Origin of the sequence: Allobosea sp. 2KB_26 (assembly GCF_052115715.1) — a bacterium.
Classification (GTDB): Bacteria; Pseudomonadota; Alphaproteobacteria; order Rhizobiales; family Beijerinckiaceae; genus Allobosea.
On sequence record NZ_JBFRHE010000001.1, the window covers coordinates 1,202,262 to 1,218,103 of the forward strand.

Annotated in this window: 15 protein-coding genes and 1 pseudogene; 8 read left to right on the top strand and 8 right to left on the bottom strand. The window is 65.0% G+C overall.

The features are described 5' to 3' along the window. The first annotated feature begins 10 nt into the window (after positions 1-10). From AB4099_RS05870 to AB4099_RS05880, 3 genes are all read left to right on the top strand, one after another. On the top strand, positions 11-580 hold the full coding sequence (locus AB4099_RS05870; RefSeq protein ID WP_441477368.1) for an RNA polymerase sigma factor: 570 nt from the start codon (positions 11-13) through the stop codon (positions 578-580). Further along, positions 577-1,386: an anti-sigma factor family protein gene (locus AB4099_RS05875; protein WP_113511084.1), complete on the top strand. Its 810-nt coding sequence runs from the start codon at positions 577-579 to the stop codon at positions 1,384-1,386. Before AB4099_RS05870 ends, AB4099_RS05875 begins: the two co-directional genes overlap by 4 nt. A 516-nt stretch (positions 1,387-1,902) precedes the next feature. Further along, positions 1,903-2,622, top strand: coding sequence for a response regulator (locus AB4099_RS05880; RefSeq protein ID WP_441477369.1), 720 nt, complete (start codon positions 1,903-1,905; stop codon positions 2,620-2,622). Here the strand turns inward: AB4099_RS05880 and AB4099_RS05885 are convergent. Both AB4099_RS05885 and AB4099_RS05890 read right to left on the bottom strand, forming a co-directional pair. Continuing rightward, the gene (locus AB4099_RS05885) at positions 2,586-5,273 is read right to left on the bottom strand and encodes an ATP-binding protein (protein ID WP_441477370.1); all 2,688 of its coding nucleotides are present in this window, start codon (positions 5,271-5,273) and stop codon (positions 2,586-2,588) included. The two genes, AB4099_RS05880 and AB4099_RS05885, sit on opposite strands and share 37 nt — an antisense overlap. Beyond that, positions 5,270-6,265, bottom strand: coding sequence for an ABC transporter substrate-binding protein (locus AB4099_RS05890; RefSeq protein ID WP_441477677.1), 996 nt, complete (start codon positions 6,263-6,265; stop codon positions 5,270-5,272). The genes AB4099_RS05885 and AB4099_RS05890 overlap by 4 nt, the downstream gene beginning before the upstream one ends. Positions 6,266-6,382: 117 nt before the next feature. On the opposite strand from AB4099_RS05890, the pseudogene AB4099_RS05895 reads away from it, so the two are divergent. After that, a pseudogene (locus AB4099_RS05895) lies at positions 6,383-6,541 on the top strand (N-acetyltransferase family protein); the annotation flags it as partial. A gap of 372 nt (positions 6,542-6,913) precedes the next feature. Further along, positions 6,914-7,813, top strand: coding sequence for a polyphosphate kinase 2 (gene ppk2, locus AB4099_RS05900; protein ID WP_113511080.1), 900 nt, complete (start codon positions 6,914-6,916; stop codon positions 7,811-7,813). 431 nt (positions 7,814-8,244) lie between these two features. Here the strand turns inward: ppk2 and AB4099_RS05905 are convergent, their stop codons facing one another. After that, positions 8,245-8,487 (bottom strand): DUF2312 domain-containing protein, encoded by a 243-nt coding sequence (locus AB4099_RS05905; protein WP_043233170.1) that lies wholly within the window; start codon positions 8,485-8,487, stop codon positions 8,245-8,247. Between the two features lie 110 nt (positions 8,488-8,597). Beyond that, positions 8,598-9,392, bottom strand: coding sequence for an N-formylglutamate amidohydrolase (locus AB4099_RS05910; protein ID WP_441477371.1), 795 nt, complete (start codon positions 9,390-9,392; stop codon positions 8,598-8,600). Between the two features lie 173 nt (positions 9,393-9,565). Between AB4099_RS05910 and AB4099_RS05915 the strand changes: the two genes are divergently transcribed. From AB4099_RS05915 to pyk, 3 genes are read left to right on the top strand one after another with little or no spacing between them, the layout of a single operon-like run. Next, entirely contained in the window at positions 9,566-10,822 is a 1,257-nt protein-coding gene (locus AB4099_RS05915) for a glycerate kinase type-2 family protein (RefSeq protein ID WP_441477678.1), read from the top strand. Positions 10,823-10,828: 6 nt separating this feature from the next. Next, complete coding sequence (locus AB4099_RS05920; protein ID WP_113511078.1) at positions 10,829-11,278, top strand: DUF1036 domain-containing protein; 450 nt, start codon at positions 10,829-10,831, stop codon at positions 11,276-11,278. Positions 11,279-11,288: 10 nt separating this feature from the next. After that, a complete protein-coding gene (pyk, locus tag AB4099_RS05925; RefSeq protein WP_441477372.1) occupies positions 11,289-12,728 on the top strand; it encodes a pyruvate kinase in 1,440 nt (479 codons plus the stop codon). Positions 12,729-12,833: 105 nt separating this feature from the next. Here pyk and AB4099_RS05930 read toward each other — a convergent pair whose 3' ends face one another. From AB4099_RS05930 to AB4099_RS05945, 4 genes are all read right to left on the bottom strand, one after another. Then, positions 12,834-13,802 (bottom strand): alpha/beta fold hydrolase, encoded by a 969-nt coding sequence (locus AB4099_RS05930; protein ID WP_113511076.1) that lies wholly within the window; start codon positions 13,800-13,802, stop codon positions 12,834-12,836. A gap of 53 nt (positions 13,803-13,855) precedes the next feature. Next, a complete protein-coding gene (locus AB4099_RS05935) occupies positions 13,856-14,512 on the bottom strand; it encodes a tetratricopeptide repeat protein (RefSeq protein WP_113511075.1) in 657 nt (218 codons plus the stop codon). 147 nt (positions 14,513-14,659) lie between these two features. Then, a complete protein-coding gene (ykgO, locus tag AB4099_RS05940) occupies positions 14,660-14,785 on the bottom strand; it encodes a type B 50S ribosomal protein L36 (RefSeq protein WP_038363015.1) in 126 nt (41 codons plus the stop codon). Between the two features lie 177 nt (positions 14,786-14,962). Beyond that, positions 14,963-15,754: an MBL fold metallo-hydrolase gene (locus AB4099_RS05945; RefSeq protein ID WP_113511074.1), complete on the bottom strand. Its 792-nt coding sequence runs from the start codon at positions 15,752-15,754 to the stop codon at positions 14,963-14,965. Positions 15,755-15,842 lie beyond the last annotated feature (88 nt).

Consider the following 15,842-nt stretch of genomic DNA (forward strand, 5'->3'; position numbering starts at 1 on the left):
GGATACGACTTTGGACATCGTCCAACTCCATATGACGGCCTCCACCGGACCGAAGGCCGCGCCGGCAGGCGCCGGGCCGCCCCTCTCGGCCTTCGCCAGCGAGCTTGTCGCCCTGCTGCCGAGGCTGCGCCGCTTCGCGCTTTCCCTGACCCGCTCGGCAAGCGAGGCTGACGATCTCGCCCAGGCAACTTGCGAGCGGGCCCTCAAGGCGCAGGCGCTCTGGCAGCCCGGTACCCGGCTCGATGCCTGGCTGTTCAGGATTGCGCGCAATCTGTGGATCGACTCGCTCCGCAAGCGCCGCAGCGAGGGACAAAGCGAGGCTCTCGAGGACCATCTAGATCTCGCCGGGGAAGACGGCCGACATGTCGGCGACGTCGCCTTGACCGTCGATTCCGTTCAACAGGCGCTGGGAGCCATGCCGTCCGCCCATCGCGAACTGCTGATGATGGTCTGTGTCGACGGAAAGAGCTACCGCGAAGCCTCGCAGCAGCTCTCGATCCCGCTCGGCACGGTGATGAGCCGGCTCTCGCGAGCCCGCCAGGGCCTCGCGGCGAAACTTGGAATGGACAAGACATCATGACGAGCGCGGTTTCGGACGAAATGTTGCTGGCCCTGGCCGACGGCGAACTCGAGAAGGCCACGGCCGATGCGCTGCATGCGCGGGTCATGGCCGAGCCAGAACTCGCCGAGCGCTTTGCCCTGTTCGTGGAAAGCCGGGCGCTGCTGGAGGACGCCGGCAGCTCCGATCAGGCCGTGCCGCCGCACCTGCTCGCAGCGATCCGCGCCGCCGACGGAGCCAGGCCCGGTCGGCATGGCCTGGCAGTGATCGAGGGCGGCGCCACACTCGCAGCGCCCGCCCCGGCCGTCTCCCCGCGCTCCCTCCCGCGCCGCACCGGCTGGCAACTGCCTCTGGCAGCCTGCCTCGCGCTGCTCATCGGCGGGATCGCCGGTTATCGGATCGGTTCGGAAACGCCTGGCAACCCGGGCCCCAGCGGCGTCGCCCTGTTCCAATCGGCCCGCGCCGCTCTCGACGCGGCGCTCGGCAGCTCGGCAAGCGGCAGCACCACATCATGGTCGCACGGCGCTGCCGGAGGAAGCATCACGCTGGTCTCGTCACATCGATTGGGCGACGGCACGCTCTGCCGCGAATATACGCTCGCCGGCGCCGCGCAGGGCGACGATCGCTGGAAGGGCATCGATTGCCGCATCAAAGGCCGCTGGCGCACCGAGCTTGTCATAGCCGCTCCCTCGTCAGAGGACGGGTATCGTCCTGCCAGCGGCGACAGCGCAGCGGACGCTTTCCTGCAAGACCGCAACGCGGAAGGCCCCCTCGCCCCGGCTGCAGAAGCAGAACTCCTGAAGGCGCTGGCTCAGCCGAAACGCTGATCCTACCGGCGCTTTGCCCTCCGAAAAACCATGATCCCTGCCCTTTGATCGCAACTCCCTGTCGTCCCGACCATGGAGAATGGAATGGCACCTATCCCTCAACCCATCGCCCCCATCTCTCCCTTCCGTTCAACACCGGGACCGACAGACCGTGACCGATTCAATCGACAGCCATGTCGACCGAGCCATCGCCTGGGCGACGGCTCGCCTCGGCGATCCTGACTACGCCTTCCGCTGATTTGCCACTCGCGTGCACGTGATCCGCGTTTGGAGATGGTCTGCCCCTGCCGGCCATGCCATGGAAGAAGCGCAAGCCCGAACTGACGCTGTCCGGCAGGGCGAGGACGAGTTGCCGACGATCCGCAGGCAAACCGCCTCGCTTCGAGTGGAAAGCGAACAGCCGTTCACAATCAGGGCCTAGTCAGGTTGCAGCGCGTCAGTCCCTGTTGGATCGTCCGCTCCATGATGTAGCACGGCCTCGTTGACGTTCGGATGGCCAGGGAAGACCAAGGACCGATGGATACGACACCCCGCGAGCGGCTCGTCATCGTCGAAGATGACCCCGTCACCCGCGCGGTCATCGCGGGATATTTCATCGACCAGGGGTTTCACGTCCAGGAGGCGGAGACCATCTCCCAGGCCAGGCGAACGATCCAGCGCTTTAAGCCGGAACTGATCTTCATCGATGTCGTCTTGCCCGATGGAGACGGGTTCGAGCTGGCAAAGGAGCTTCAATCGGTTTCCGACGCTGGAATCATCTTCGTGACGCGTCGCGATGCCGACATCGATCGGATCGTCGGTCTCGAGCTTGCCGGTGACCACTATGTCAACAAGCCCGTCGACCTGCGTGATCTTCTCGCCAGAACCCGCTCCCTGCTGCGGCGCCGCAAAATCGAGCGGGACGTGGCCCGGCGCAGCACCACGGCGACTTTTGGCCCCTTCATCATGGATTTTCTGCGGCGTGAGCTCGCGACCATCAATGGCGATCCCATTCGCCTGACGCGAGGCGAGTTCGACTTGCTTGCGGCTCTCGTCGAAAGCGATGGCCGCCCCTTGAGTCGCGACTATCTGATCGAGGTCGTCAGCAACCGCTATACCGATGTCGACGCCCGAAGTGTGGATGCCTTGGTCGCGCGTCTGCGGAGGAAGCTGGGACATGGTGGCAAGCCGGGCATGATCGCGACCGTCAGCGGGATCGGCTACAAGCTCGGCGTGCCAGTCGAACGCAACACCTGACGGGCGGCTTCGACTGCCGTCCTGTCCCCAAACCCGTCCAGGGTCTCCAGCGCTTCGCTACGGTCGCGGTCGAGCGCTTCGATGGCAAGGATAAGCTCCTCGCGATCGGCGGCCATTGCGTCGCGCTCCAGCGCGCTGGCTTGTGCGAAGACACGCCCGAGGCCGACGGCTCCGGCTGAACTCGCGAGCTGGTGAGCCAATCGGCTGAGCTCAGCCCGGTCGACAGCCCGGAGTGCCGCCCGCATCCCCTTCAGGATTGTCTCGGATACCGTCGCGAAGAGCGCAACGAGTTGTCGCGTGCGCTCGCTCCCGATCAGTCGACTCTGGGTCTGGAAGAAGCTTGCGTCGACCGGCTGGTCCACTGAGAGGGACACGACCGGACCTTGGCGGCTGCTCCCGCGCCCTATGACCTGCAGCAGCGCTAGGGAAGTGATGGGCTTGGACAGGATCGCCGTCAGCCCCGCTGCTCGCATCCGCCGCATCGTCTCCGGGGAGACATCGGCCGTCAGCGCGACGATCCGGGGTTGCGTGATGTTCGGCAGCTCGCGGACCGCAAGCGCGGTTTCAATTCCGTCGATTCCGCTCATGTGCATATCGAGCAAGACAATGTCGAAGGCGCGATTGCGCAGCGTTGCCAGGGCAGCTTCGCCGGAGGCCACGGCCTGCACCTTATGGCCGGCCTTGCCGACCATGACCCGGGCGACCTCTCGCGTCACAGGATCATCGTCAACCACGAGCACGCGTTGCAGCTGCGCCGTAGCCATAGGCCCGGACCGGGCGGCGGCCTTGGCCGCAACCATGGGCAAACGGACAATGAAGGTGCTGCCTTGCCCGCGACCGCTGACGACGGAAATCGTACCGCCCATCAGTTCGCTCAGCTTGCTGCAAATCGCCAACCCCAACCCGACCCCGCCATTGCGCCGCCCCGTGTCCGGGTCGACCTGCACAAAGTCGTGGAAGATGTGACGCTGCATCGCCGGGTCGATGCCTATGCCCGTGTCGCGGACCGTGAGCGTCAATTCTGAATTTTCCGCAGATGGCCCAGGCTGGAGCTCAGCGCCGAATTCGATCTCGCCACGCTCCGTGAAACTGATCGCATTGCGCAAGAGATTGATCAGGATCCGGTGGATCTTGCCGGGATCGCCGTGCAACTGCAGGCCGCCGGATGGGAGCAGACGCAGTGTCAGGACAAGTCCCTTCTGCTCGGCGAGGGGGCGCATCAGAGCCGCGGCAGCGTTCAGGAGTGCGCCCAGCTCGAAATTGCGCAGATCCAGGCTTTCGGTTCCTGCCTCCAGGCGTGACAAGTCAAGCGTAGCATTGGCCAGATCGACCAGGGCCTCGCCCGAGGTAGCCGCCATGGCGACGAGGCGGCGATCGCGTTGGCTCAAGCGACCACGGTCGAGAAGCTCCAGAACCCCGAGTACGCCCGAGAGCGGTGTGCGGATATCGTGGCCGACGACCGCCAGAAACCGGGACTTTGCCCGCGTCGCCTCTTCTGCCGCCCGTTGTCCCGCCGAGGCCAGCTCGAGAGCGGCTTCCAGGGCCGCTGTACGCTCCGTGACCTTGTCCTCCAGAACCGCGCGGCTTTCCTCGAGATGCTGAGCCATCAGGTTGAACTGCTCGCCGAGCTGTTGCAATTCATCGCCGGTGTTGATGCTGATCCGCTCGTGCAATTCGCCTCGGCCAATCCGCGCGGCGCCGTCACCGAGCGCCTTGATCGGGGCGACGAGTTTCCGGCTCAAGACGATGCCGGCCAGCACGGCAGCGGACAGTGCGAGGACCAGAAGCACCAGCGAGCGCAGGAGCGACGCCTTGATCGATGCGAAGGCTTCACTCTCTGGCAGGTCGATCACCACCTTCCAGTCGAGGTCCGGGACCGCAGACATCACGGAGAGCACTGTCCGGCCTTCGATATCCGTCATCGAAAGTCCGGCGCCAGTCGCTCCGGCCGCCTCATGCGCACTCACCAGGCCGGCAAGATTGGTGTTCCTGAGTACGAAGCGCAGATCGGGATGCGCGATCAACCGCCCGGAACCCGTGACGATATACGCGCGGCCGGTCTCACCGACCTTCAGCCGGGACACCAGATCACGGATGAAGACGAGGTTGACCGTCGCCTGTGCAACCCAATGCGGAGCAGATGCAGCTCGCTTGAGCAGCGTCATATAAGGTTCGGAGCCGCGCCGGAATTGGACATCGCTGGAATAGCTGCCCTGCGCCAGGGCGCTCTGGAAACCCTGATCAGTTGACCAGTTGATGTCCCCACCGGTTTGGTCGCGGCTGACGCGCGAAAGCGAGAGCTGCTCGCGTCCCGCCGGATCGATCTGGCGCAATTCGAGAATGGCCGGAACCTGCCGCAGCAGCCGCAGGCCGTCGAGGCGCCGTTCCTCAGGCGGAGTGTTGCTCGCGCCGCTTTGGGAGATCCAGTCCAGGTGTTGCATGATCTCCGCCACGAAGGCGCCGATCCGCTGCGCTGCGGCCTGGGCCTGCTCCTGCTGGACGCGCACCACCAGCGCCCTCTGATCCGAGAAGGCGAAGAAGGTTGCGATTGCCGTGTTGAGCCCAAGCGCGAGGCAGATCGCGACTCCGACGAAAACCGCATACTTGCGGGTGAGAGCGCCTCGCGGCCGGGAGGTCCCGCCCTGCGTCACGAAACGATCCGTGTCGCGCGAATCCGGAGCGAAAGCGGCACGCTCAATCCCAGGGATGCGGCGGCCATTTCGTTGATGACCAGTTCGAAGCTGCGCGAGAACTGCACCGGCAACTCGGCGACGTTCGCACCGCGCAAGATAAGGTCGCTATAGGATGCGATCAGGTCGCTCGCCTCGTCCCGCCCCCCCGTATAGGACATCAGCCCGCCTTGGCGCGTGAAGGTGTCAAACGGATAGATGGCAGGCAGTCGATGCCGGGCGCTGGCCTTGGCACATTGCGCGGCGTAGCGGAACGTGAAGCTGTCGGGCAGGAACACCAGGCCGCCACCACTGCCCTGTCCTGCGAAGTCCGCGATCGCACCCTCGATGCCGACCGCATCCATCACCGCCACCGGTCCGAGGGACAGCCGCACATGGGCAGCCCCCGCCCGCAGGCGTGCGAGATAGGTTTCACCTGCTGCAGGGGTCGTGCGCGGATTGAATACCACGCCGATCCGGCGTGTCTCGGGCGCAATCTCGGTCAGCAATTCCAGCCATTTATCCGCCATGACGGGGTCGTTGTTGCTGAAACCCGTGGCATTACCCTCCGGCCGCTCCAGAGAACGCACGAAGCCGCTCCCCACCGGATCGGAGGCCGTGCCGAACAGCACCGGCGTCGTCCGGGTCAAGGCGAGGACGGCAGCGGTTTCGGCACTGGAGCTGACAATGATGATATCGGGATTTTCCCGGACCAGCTCCGCCGCCGCTCGCGAAAGCTCGGCCTCGCTCGAGCCCGAAAATCGCGTGCCCAAGCGCAGGTTCTGGCCCTCGACCCAGCCCCGCTCGGCAAGGCGTTGTCGGATCTCCTGCAACCTCGCCTGGACGATCGGGGTGTCCAGCGGGAGGCTGATCATGACCGCGACATGCTTGAGACGTTCGGTCGAGTGCACAGGCTGCGCAAACGCAGTGACTCCGCACGACGCCAAACCGGCCAGAAAGGAACGACGACGCATGCGGGCAAGTCGGGGCAATGTGGAGGGCAAGGGCAGTTTCGCACGCACCGCCGAGGGCGTCGAGAGCGAGCGCCACCGTTTTCGACCGTGCGAATCCGTGGCTTGACGCCCCTCACCGCTTCGCTCGCGCTGCACGAGCGCTTCGGCTTCGTTCAGGTGGGCCTCCTGCCCGGCGTCGCCTATCGCGATGGAAAAGGGTCGGACAGCGTCATGATGCAGAGATCGCTCGGTGCCGGCACGACCTTGCCGGCTGTGCCTGCGCAGCCGGAATCGTGAACATCCGGGAGCCAAACCGGCTGTGGTGTCCAGCCGTTCTCCCGAGCATGGAGGTCCGGCGGCACGGCATTTCGATAGAGTAGCGCTAGCGAATGGACGATATGGTCGACGCGCTGAAGACGGAGGAGGATCGATCCGGGCCCGCGAGACCTCAAGGCCCTCCTACGAAGGCGGGTCATCGCAGCGTCATTTGAGCCGGCGAGATTACGCTGGCTGGGCATGAGCGGGTGACGCAGGCTTTGTCGTGCAGTCGTCGCGCGTGGCTTCCGTCTTGGCTTTTGCCGAGGTCATCGCAGGTCCCGGCAAAACCATGGCCTGCTTGGGCGCCTGCGCTCCTCGTTTCGCAAGACAACTGTCAAAGGTTCGCACGTCATGACCCCTGACCTGGATCGGATCAAAGCTGAGATCGCCGATAGCTTCGACGAGGAGCTGGAGATGCAGCTTGAGGAGGACCGGATCGACGAATTCGTCGCCGAGAATCTGGCTCCCGGAGGTCCGACACTGGACCGGAGGATCTATTTTCGCGAGCTATTCAACCTGCAGCACGAACTCGTGCGGCTTCAGGACTGGATTCAGTACAAGAAGCTCAAGGTTGTCGTGCTCTTCGAAGGACGAGACTCGGCTGGCAAGGGCGGCGCGATCAAGCGCGTGACGCAGCGTCTCAATCCGCGGATCTGCCGCGTCGTCGCGTTGCCCGCACCGACCGAGCGCGAACGCCATCAATGGTATTTTCAGCGCTATGTGCCGCACCTCCCGACAGCCGGTGAAATGGTGCTGTTCGACCGCAGTTGGTACAATCGCGCCGGCGTCGAGCGTGTCATGGGTTTCTGCACGCCCGACGAATTGGAGGAGTTCTTCCGCTCGGTTCCGGATTTCGAGCACATGCTCGTCCGCTCCGGCGTCATCCTGATCAAATACTGGTTCTCGATTACTGACGAGGAACAGGAGTTCCGCTTCCAGATGCGGATCGCCGATCCGCTCAAGCAATGGAAGCTCTCCCCGATGGATATGGAGAGTCGCATCCACTGGGAGGACTATACCCGAGCCAAGGAAGAGATGTTCGACCGCACTCATACGCGGCACGCGCCCTGGTGGGTTGTCCAGGCCGTCGACAAGAAGAGGGCGCGCCTCAACTGTATCGCGCATCTGCTCTCGCAGATCCCCTATGAGAGCGTGCCCAAGCAGGACATCACACTGCCCGACCGCGTTCGCCATCCCGATTACATCCGGAATGCCGTGCCGCCAGAGCTTCAGGTACCTGAGAAGTATTGAGCTGCTCCAAGGCTCCGGTGAGCGATACCCAAGCGGTCCTAGCTGAAGGCCCGCCGTCCGTACGGCAGAACCGGAATTTTTCAGCTTCAAGCGGTCCAGGAAAGCGGAGTGAGGACACTTCACAATAGACCTGAGTGAGCCGCGATCGTAGCGCAGCAACCCGCTGCCGCGACGGCTCGACACTCAGTGGCTTCCACTGGTCGCAACGTGTCGGCGTAATCGGTGCCGGGCATGCTTCGTCGAGGAAACGGGACAAAGCCCGCATGAGACGACCGCATACAAAAAAGTCGAAGCGGGCAGCGACCCCGGCATCACGAATGCCAGGCTCGTCCTGTCTTGTCCGCTTCGAGCTTCAGTGGAGGACCGCCGGGCGCGCGCCCGGCACGGTATGGAGGCAATGTGCAAGTTAGGGATACTTGCACAGGGAAAGGTCAGGCGCTCTCGCCCACGGCCTGAAGGTAGAGCTCGAGGATGGCTTCCTCTTCCTGGCGCTCGTTCAGGTCGCGCTTGCGCAGCGCGACGACCTTGCGCAGCACCTTGACGTCATAGCCATTGCCCTTGGCCTCGGCATAGACCTCCTTGATATCGTCGGCGATCGTCTTCTTCTCTTCCTCGAGGCGCTCGATGCGCTGCACGATGCTCTTGAGCTGATCGCCCTGAACCGGATCGTCCATTCCAAAACCCTTCTCTATAGATTTGGCCGCAGGGGTTCGCCCGGATCGGGGGCCGGCGTCAAGCACGAACCGTCCTTTGTCACAAAGTGCTCAACAGTCCTGCTGTCGCATCAGGCGATCGCGGCAGCATTCAGCGCCGCGACGCAAGGCGGCACGATGCGGGCAAGGCGCAGCCCCCATTCCCGCGCAGCCTCCGGCGTCGCGATCAGGTCCTGCCGGACCTCGATCAACGCGTCAGGCAAGCCACGACGGGTGGCATGTCGGTCGATCGTGTCTCCCGGCAGGCCGCCGCGGTAAGGCTCATTGTCCCCGACGACGAGATCACTCTCGGCCTGGAAGGCAGCGATCAGCGGCTGGGCCAGCTCCCCTGCCCGATCCCACAGCACGCCGACATGCCAGGGACGCGCCACCGTTTTCCAATAGGGCGTGAAGGAATGAACCGAGACGATCGCCGGCGGGTGGCCGGCAGCGATCGCCATCTCGACGGCCTGGTCGATCGCAGCATCATAGGGGGCATAATAGCGGGCGATGCGCGCTGCGATGCCTGGCTCGTCGATGCGGGCATTGCCGGGCACGATTGCGCCATCAGACAGGCGCATGACCAGGGTCGGATCGTCGAGCCCGCGATTGGGATCGATCAGCAGCCGCGAGAAGCTGGTCAAAATCGCCGGCGCGCCGGTCGCGCGCGCCATGGCGCGCACCGTCCCGGCTGCACCGATATCGTATGCAATATGGCGCTCGAGCTGTTCGGGCGGCAACCCGAGCGACGCAAGCTCCGGCGGGATCGCGTTGGAGGCGTGATCGCAGAGCAGCAGCATACCCGTCGCGGGATCGCCGGGAATGATCTCGACCTCGCCTGGGGCGAGCATTATGGCGGGATCCGCCATCGGGAAATCGGACCGCATCGGCGCTCCAAAAAGTATGATTAGATCGGCAAATGCCTGATGACGTCCGCCGACCAGCGACATAGAAGAGCATACAACGAAAGTCGACCAAATCGACGTGACAGCGGGTGGAAGGCGGGGTGGACTTGCAGCAAGTGAGGAACGATTCGGCTGAAGCCCTGCGCATTGCGAGGATGATTTTCGATGCCGCCGTCGACCGCGCCCGCCCGTCCGGCTGCCTTCCCGCTCACCTGCCCGAACCACCCAGGAACGGCCGCCTGATCCTGCTCGCCGCCGGCAAGGCCGCAGGCAGCATGACCGCACTCGCAGAGGCACATTATCTCGACTCCGGCCTGTCTCCCGAGCGCCTGATCGGCCACGCCGTCGCCCGCCACGGCTACGAGACCGCAACGCGCCAGATTCCGATGGTCGCGGCCGGCCACCCGGTGCCGGATGACGGCAGCATTCGCAGCGCCGAACGCGCACTCGAACTCGCCCGCTCGGCAAGTGCGGATGATCTGGTGCTGGTGCTTCTCTCCGGCGGCGGCTCGGCCAACTGGGTGGCACCCGCAGGTGACCTGACGCTGGCGGAGAAGCAGGCGGTCAACAAGGCACTGTTGCGTTCCGGCGCGCCGATCGGCGAGATGAACATCGTCCGCAAGCGGCTCTCGCGCATCAAGGGCGGCCGCCTCGCGCTGGCCGCCGCCCCGGCCAGGCTCGTGACGCTCGCAATCTCGGACGTGCCCGGCGATGAGCCGACCGTGATCGCCTCGGGCCCGACGGTTCCTGATCCGAGCAGCATGGCCGATGCGCGCGCCATCGTCGCGCGTTATGGGCTCGACCTGCCGCCAGCGGCACGCGTGCTGCTCGGCGAGGACGCCAGCGAGACCCCCAAGCCTGGCGACCCCGCCTTCGCCAATAACGTATTCCAGATCATCGCCCGGCCGCAGGACGCGATCGCGGCGGCAGTCACAAACGCACGGGATGCGGGCTACGAGCCCATCGATCTCGGCGCCAATCTCGAAGGCGAGGCGCGCGAGGTTGCGGTCGTCCACGCCGCGCTTGCATTGCGCCTCAAGGCAGAGGGGCGACGTGCCGCGATCATCTCCGGTGGTGAACTCACAGTGACCCTGCGCGGCAAGGGCCGTGGCGGCCCGAACCAGGAATATGCGTTGGCTCTTGCCATCGCGCTTGGCGGGGAGCCCGGCATCGTCGCGCTGTCCGGCGACACCGACGGCACCGATGGCGGCGGCGGCGAGGCGACCGACCCCGCTGGCGCGGTGATCGATTCGACGACATTGGTGCGAGCGGCGGAGCGCGGCCTCGTTCCTGCCCAATCGCTGGCCGACAACGATTCAACCGGCTTCTTCGAGGCCATTGGCGACCTGCTGCGGACGGGACCGACCTTGACCAATGTGAATGATTGCCGCGTCATCCTGATCGATCCCTAGACGACCATGACGAGCCGATTCGACCGATCTCTCTTGCGCCTCGGCCTGCTGCTGGCCGGCCTTCTCGGAAGCGCGGCGCCCGCGCTCGCCGATCTGCGGATGTGCAACACCACCGGCAGTCGCGTCGGTGTCGCCATCGGCTATCGCGATGCGCAGGGCTGGGTGACCGAAGGCTGGTGGAACATCGCGCCGCGCGGCTGCGAGACCCTGCTGCGCGGCACGCTCGCGGCAAGGTTCTACTATGTGCACGCCATCGACTACGACAAGGGTGGCGAATGGACCGGCAAATCGATCATGTGCACGCGCAACAAGGAATTTACGATCCGCGGCATCGAGGACTGCCTCGCCCGCGGATATGACCGGTCCGGCTTCTTCGAGGTCGATACCGGCGAGCAGAAGAGCTGGACCATCCAGCTGACCGATTCCACCCCCGGCGCAACGCCGCCGCGACCATGAGGACATAAGAATGAGGCGCGAACGCCGGATCAAGATCATCGCTACCCTGGGTCCGGCTTCCGCCAGCGAGGAGATGTGCGCCAAACTGTTCGAAGCCGGCGTCGACGTCTTCCGGATCAATATGAGCCACACCCAGCGCGAGACGCTGCCGGAGCGGATCGCCATGCTGCGTGGCCTGGAGGCGAAATTCCATCGCCCCGTCGGCATTCTCGCCGATCTGCAGGGGCCCAAGCTGCGCGTTGGCCAGTTCGGTGGCGACGGTGGCGTGATGCTGGAAAAGGACGCGCGTTTCGTCCTCGATTCCGACCCCACCCTCGGCGACGTGAAGCGCGTCTACCTGCCCCATCCCGAGATCCTGAGTGCGCTGGAGCCCGGCCACACCCTCATCCTCGACGACGGCAAGATCCGTCTCGTCGTTGAGAAGGCGAACCTCAAACAGGCGGTGACCCGCGTTACGGTCGCTGGCAGGCTTTCATCGCGCAAGGGCGTCAGCCTGCCCGACACCACGATTCCGGTCTCGGCGATGACGGACAAGGACCGCTCCGATGCCGAGGCCGCGGCCGAGGCAGGCGTCGACTGGATCGCGCTCTCTTTCGTCCAGCGCCCCGAGGATATGGCCGACCTGCGCAAGATCGTGCGCGGGCGGGCGCTCGCACTCGCCAAGATCGAAAAGCCGCAAGCCTTGCTCCGGTTGGAGGAGATCATCGAGGCGTCTGACGCGATCATGGTCGCGCGTGGCGATCTCGGCGTCGAGATGCCGCTGGAAAAGGTGCCGGGTACGCAGAAGCGTATCACCCGCATGGCACGACGCATGGGCAAGCCCGTCGTCGTCGCAACCCAGATGCTGGAAAGCATGATCACCGCTCCGGTGCCGACCCGCGCCGAGGTCTCCGACGTCGCGACCGCCGTCTTCGAGGGGGCCGACGCCGTGATGCTCTCGGCTGAGAGCGCGGCCGGCCAATATCCGATCGAGGCGGTGGCGATGATGAACCGCATCGCCGAGGAGGTGGAGAGTGAATCGATCTACCGCTCGATCCTCGAATCGCAGCGCGCCGAGCCCGAGGCCACGGGCGCGGATGCCATCGCCAAGGCGGCCCACGAGATCGCCGACACGCTGAATCTCAAGGCCATCACCGCCTGGACCTCCTCTGGCTCGACCGCCTTCCGCATCGCCCGCGAGCGTCCGAACTCGACCGTCATCGCGCTGACGCCCAATCGCGGGACGGCGCGGCGACTGACCCTGGTCTGGGGGGTGCACGCGGTCGTGACCAAGGACGCCAGCGACATCGACGATATGGCCTTCCGCGCTTGCAAATTCGCGGTCCGCGAAGGCTATGCCGCGGTCGGAGACCGCATCATCGTGGTCGCCGGCGTCCCCTTCGGCACGCCGGGCGCGACCAACATGGTGCGCATCGCCTTCATCGCGAAGGAACACGTCGCCAAGGCCTGATGCCCTTAGATCATCGGACCGGATATCGTATCCAGTCCGATGATCTAACCCTTTGTGTTGCATCGGCTTTCCCGAAAACCGCAATCCACTTTTCGGGCCGATGCTTTAGCGCGCGAATGCGAGGCTCGAGCGCGGTCCGGCCAACTGGTCGATCGCCTCGACGATGATCTCGGGCGCCGCGTGATGCGGCATATGGCCGACGCCCGGCAGCAGCACGAAGCGCCCCAGCGGCGCCTCGCGTGCGATCGCTGCGGAATGAATCACCGGAGACACGATCGCATCGCTGTCCCCGGTGATCGCCACCACCGGAATCCTGAGATCGCGATAGCGCGGAGCCTGTGCGCTGACGAAGGCATGGGTCGCCGCGACATCCCGCGCATTCGCCTCGAAGGTCGAAGGGCGCAGCAGCAGCCGGATTTCGCCTGCCGCAACGTAGCCGGGCGTGACCGGTCGCGGCGCAAAGACGCTCTCGACACCGGAACGCAAAAGGGCATCGGACGCCGGCACGCCGATCAACCGGCTGAAGACCGGGCCGACCACAGGCCACGAGGCCGCGTGATAATACCAGGCAATGCCGCCCGGCCATGGATGGGTCACGCCGCCAAGCAGGACAAGTCCATGCAATCGCTCCGGATGATCCAGTGCGATCCGCGTCGCAAGCGCTCCGGCCAGCGAATGCGCGACCAGGACGAAGGGCTCCGACAGGATCTGGTCGAGAGCCTTCATGATGACTGTCGCCTGCTGACCGGGATCAGCCATGGCATTCTCGTCGATCCGATCGCTCCAGCCATGGCCCGGCCGATCGAGCGCGATCACCCGGTAATGGCCAAGCTCGGGTCCGAGCGTCGCCAGCAGGTCCGCATGATCGGACGAGGCTCCGTGGACGAGAACGACGGTGCCGCGCATCTCGCCCGCCGGCTTGCGCTCGACATAGTGCAGCCTGCCTCCTGGAAGCGTCAGGAAGCTGCCCTGGGGTGGATGCTGCCGTTCTGCTTCGACACCAAGCCACGCCGTCCTGGCGAGCAGGCCGGCAACAAGAAGGGCAGGAAGAATGAGCAGGGCGCGCGCGAGCATGGTCTGCTTACGTCGCCACGTTCGCTTTGGTTTCACTGGGGAACCGCAACGGCCTACGCGTCTCGGCCGTCGACTTCGGTCTTCAGCGAATCGACTGCGTCCTTGATGGCCTCGAATTGCGGATAGATCTCCTGCGCCCGCCGATAGGCGATCAGGGCACGTTTGTCGTCCCCTTGCTGCCGCAGGATGGTGCCGAGCCCCATCATCGCTCCGTAATGACGCGGCTCGCGCTTCAGCGCCTCTCCGATGTCGATCATCGAGCGCATCGAATCGCCCGCGAGGAAGAGGGCATTGGCGCGCTGATTCCAGCCTTCAGCCCAGTCCGGCTCGAGACTGACGACGCGGTCGAGCAATTCAATTGCGAGATCGAGTTCCTTGGCCCGCATTGCCTCCTGTGCCCGCGCCATCAGGAGATCGGCCGTATCCGAGCCCGAGCGCGCCCAGCGCCGCTGGATCAGATTGGCGATGCCCTTGGCCTCCTCCGGGCTCTTGGCGGCAGCAAGCCGCTCGAACAGCCGATCCAGCGTCGCAGCCGGGCTGCGCGAGGCACCGGGAGCCGGTGCCGCCGGATTATCCGTCGTGTCCGAATGCGGCACGGTGCCAGGCTGCGCTGGCGCGCTGTCCTGCCCCAGGGCAGCGCTCAGCCCGAACGGCCAGGCTGTCGCCAAGGCAAGCGCAAGAGCAGCGGAAGGCAGACGAGGAATGCTCATGCCCAGAAGATTAGGCGCTCGCGCGGTCGCGTCAAATCACGACGTGGCGAGAGGCTCATGCCAAAAAAGGTGGGCGCGCCGAGCGCGCCCACCTTCAAATCTGGAGTCAGCATCAAAACGTCGCGGCAGCGAAAGCCGCGCGCCAACTCAGCCCTGGCGCGCCTTGAAGCGCTTCTGGACCTTGTTGATGATGTAGACGCGGCCCTTGCGGCGAACCAGCTGGTTGTCGCGATGACGGGCGCGCAGCGACTTGAGCGAATTGCGGATCTTCATCGTCTCTACTCCGTCGATCCGCCTTTCGGACGAATCGGTCAAAAATTCACAGCTGCGACGCGGATCGGCGGGCGATCCTCATCGACCACTCGAACGGCGCGGCTGATGCGATGCCGGCTGTATACGGATTTTTCCGGCGTTCGCAAGGGTCCAGCGTGCAAAAACCACCGAATACCCTCAGGCGATCGCTGCCAGATAGCGCCGGAAGGAGCGCGCCAGCGCCGCTTTTGCGTCGCCGGCGATGACTCTTCCCTCGAAGGCACCAAAGATCCGAGCGAAGGAAAAGGGCTCGAGAACCGCGGCGATCCGCCGGATCGTCGCCGCATTGACCGGAATCATGTTGGGATAGGAATAGAGCACGCTGACATAGCGACGGTCTTGCGCGACCTGCAGCACGTCGCCGCAATAGAGCGCGCCCTCCCCCTTCGCATGGTGCAGCACGGTCGCCCCGGCGAAATGGCCGCCGCAGCGCAACAGCGTCAATGTCGGACCAAGCTTGAGCGTCTCACCGTCCCAGAAACGGATGGCGGGATCCGGCTCCGTCACCCATTGCCGATCGTCCGCGTGGAGATAGACTGGCACGTCGAGCGCGGCCGCCCATTCCGCCATCGCGGTGTAGTAATGCGGGTGCGAGATCGCGATACCGATTACCGGCCCCCGCGCGCGGATCGCCTCGACCGCCTCGGGCGTCACGAGCCCGATGCAGTCCCATAGCAAGTTGCCCTCATCCGCCTCGACCAGCAGCGCCCGCTGATCGATCGCGAAGGCCGGGGCGATGCGCAGGCCAAGCACGCCATGGTCCTCGCTGCAGACGACGGAATGACCGGACGCGAGCTCGCCCTGCGTCAACCATTCCTGGCCGCCCCAGCGCACGTATTGGCGCTCATCACAGCAGATCGGGCAAGCGTCGGGCGGAGTGTCCCCATCGGGAAAGCGGGCGCCGCATTGGCGGCAGATGAAGCGCGGCATGGGCCTGTCTCCGGCTTGAACGAAGGCCGGCATCGAACGCCTCGGCGTTCGGCGCCGTTAAACTATCTTCATATGAAGATACTAGTTC

Coding starts and splice junctions, on each gene's coding strand:
- ykgO (WP_038363015.1), bottom strand. CDS start 14,785: ATGAAGATCCGCAATTCGCTCAAGTCGCTGCGCGCCCGTCATCGCGAC.
- AB4099_RS05930 (WP_113511076.1), bottom strand. CDS start 13,802: ATGCTCGCGCGCGCCCTGCTCATTCTTCCTGCCCTTCTTGTTGCCGGC.
- ppk2 (WP_113511080.1), top strand. CDS start 6,914: ATGACCCCTGACCTGGATCGGATCAAAGCTGAGATCGCCGATAGCTTC.
- AB4099_RS05920 (WP_113511078.1), top strand. CDS start 10,829: ATGACGAGCCGATTCGACCGATCTCTCTTGCGCCTCGGCCTGCTGCTG.
- AB4099_RS05915 (WP_441477678.1), top strand. CDS start 9,566: ATGATTTTCGATGCCGCCGTCGACCGCGCCCGCCCGTCCGGCTGCCTT.
- AB4099_RS05880 (WP_441477369.1), top strand. CDS start 1,903: ATGGATACGACACCCCGCGAGCGGCTCGTCATCGTCGAAGATGACCCC.
- AB4099_RS05875 (WP_113511084.1), top strand. CDS start 577: ATGACGAGCGCGGTTTCGGACGAAATGTTGCTGGCCCTGGCCGACGGC.
- AB4099_RS05905 (WP_043233170.1), bottom strand. CDS start 8,487: ATGGACGATCCGGTTCAGGGCGATCAGCTCAAGAGCATCGTGCAGCGC.
- AB4099_RS05945 (WP_113511074.1), bottom strand. CDS start 15,754: ATGCCGCGCTTCATCTGCCGCCAATGCGGCGCCCGCTTTCCCGATGGG.
- AB4099_RS05935 (WP_113511075.1), bottom strand. CDS start 14,512: ATGAGCATTCCTCGTCTGCCTTCCGCTGCTCTTGCGCTTGCCTTGGCG.
- pyk (WP_441477372.1), top strand. CDS start 11,289: ATGAGGCGCGAACGCCGGATCAAGATCATCGCTACCCTGGGTCCGGCT.
- AB4099_RS05890 (WP_441477677.1), bottom strand. CDS start 6,265: ATGCGTCGTCGTTCCTTTCTGGCCGGTTTGGCGTCGTGCGGAGTCACT.
- AB4099_RS05910 (WP_441477371.1), bottom strand. CDS start 9,392: ATGCGGTCCGATTTCCCGATGGCGGATCCCGCCATAATGCTCGCCCCA.